This is a genomic window from Sodalis-like endosymbiont of Proechinophthirus fluctus (genome assembly GCF_001602625.1).
GTDB lineage: Bacteria > Pseudomonadota > Gammaproteobacteria > Enterobacterales > Enterobacteriaceae.
In genome coordinates this window covers 1-1549 of record NZ_LECR01000024.1, presented here as the reverse complement: position 1 = coordinate 1549, position 1549 = coordinate 1, and the positions used below count along the sequence as shown (strand labels likewise).

Annotated in this window: 1 protein-coding gene and 1 pseudogene; both read left to right on the top strand. The window is 53.1% G+C overall.

Annotation, left to right across the window (positions count from 1 at the left end):
• Nucleotides 1-442 (top strand): annotated as a pseudogene (locus tag BG74_RS12655) (YqiA/YcfP family alpha/beta fold hydrolase); the annotation flags it as partial.
• A gap of 111 nt (nt 443-553) precedes the next feature.
• On the top strand, nt 554-1549 hold a 996-nt coding region (locus tag BG74_RS03115; RefSeq protein WP_244267213.1), incomplete at its 3' end, for an ATP-binding protein.

Sequence of the window (1549 nt, the reverse complement as noted above, 5' to 3'; positions counted from 1 at the left end):
CCCCGCCGATGCGGCGGAAATAATGGAAACTCTGATGATGGATCGGGCCGGAGAAATACTAGGACTGGTGGGCTCGTCCCTTGGCGGCTATTATTATACACCTGGCTGTCGTAATCATTTCTTCTGCTGGATATTAGTCAATCTAGAGGTGTAGCCGTTTTGATTTGCTAACGGGCTATTTGGGGAAAACCTTAACTCCTATATACCAGCGAGAAATATATTTTGGCGCCTCGGCATATCTATTATTTGAAGGTGATGCAGGTCGATGTGCTGGAGTCGCCGGATCTTGTTTGGCTGCTGGCTCAAAGTGGCGGCGAGATCCTCGATTATCGCCAGATTGTGGCCTACACCCACTGTCGCCAGATCATTGAGTAGTCGGGCGACAGGCGACCAAGCTTTCGTCAGTTTTATCCATTATTTCTCCTCTATCGTGCATTTTTTGGCCTACTATCGGGTGAGACCACAATCGATGCCGTACAGAATATCTGCTTCCCGAAGGGTAGCCTTTGCGGTAGGCTCTCCAGCAGTTTGTCACGAAACTATGATTCAAGCTATGACTCAATCAAGCTATAACGCTGAAGCGATAGAAGTACTGAGCGGACTGGAACCGGTCCGCCGTCGTCCAGGGATGTACACCGACACCTCACGGCCCAATCATCTTGGACAGGAAGTTATCGATAACAGTGCTGACGAAGCGCTTGCCGGCTACGCCCGGTGCATTAATGTGATTTTGCATGCCGATCAGTCGCTGGAGGTCACCGACGATGGCCGCGGTATGCCGGTGGATATCCATCCTGAAGAGGGCGTGCCGGCGGTGGAATTAATCCTCTGCCGTCTGCACGCTGGCGGCAAGTTCTCCAATAAAAACTATCAATTCTCCGGCGGTCTGCACGGGGTGGGGATTTCGGTGGTCAACGCCCTGTCTACCCGGGTCGAAGTGACAGTGCGCCGCAACGGCAATATCTACCGAATCGCGTTCGAGAATGGCGATAAGGTCGAAGATCTGAGCGTGGTCGGCACCTGTCCCAAGCGGAATACCGGCACCAGCATCCATTTCTGGCCGGACGAGAACTTCTTCGATAACCCTCAATTTTCGATATCCCGTCTGACCCATTTGCTGAAGGCGAAGGCAGTGCTGTGTCCAGGCGTGGAAATCATCTTCCAGGATCAGCTCAATAATACTAAGCAGCGCTGGTGTTACCAGACGGGTCTGACCGATTACCTCAATGAAGCGATAAATGGGCTTATCACACTGCCCGAAGCGCCCTTTGTGGGTGCGGTAAGCAGCGATACTGAAACGGTGGATTGGGTGCTATTGTGGCTGCCGGAAGGGGGGGAACCACTGACCGAGAGCTATGTGAATCTGATCCCCACAGCCCATGGCGGGACCCACGTTAACGGGCTGCGTCAGGGCTTGCTGGACGCGATGCGCAAGTTTTGTGAATACCGTAATATTTTGCCGCGCGGTGTCAAGCTATCGGCTGATGATATTTGGGAGCGCTGCGCCTACGTCCTATCGGTGAAAATGCAAGATCCGCAGTTCGCTGGC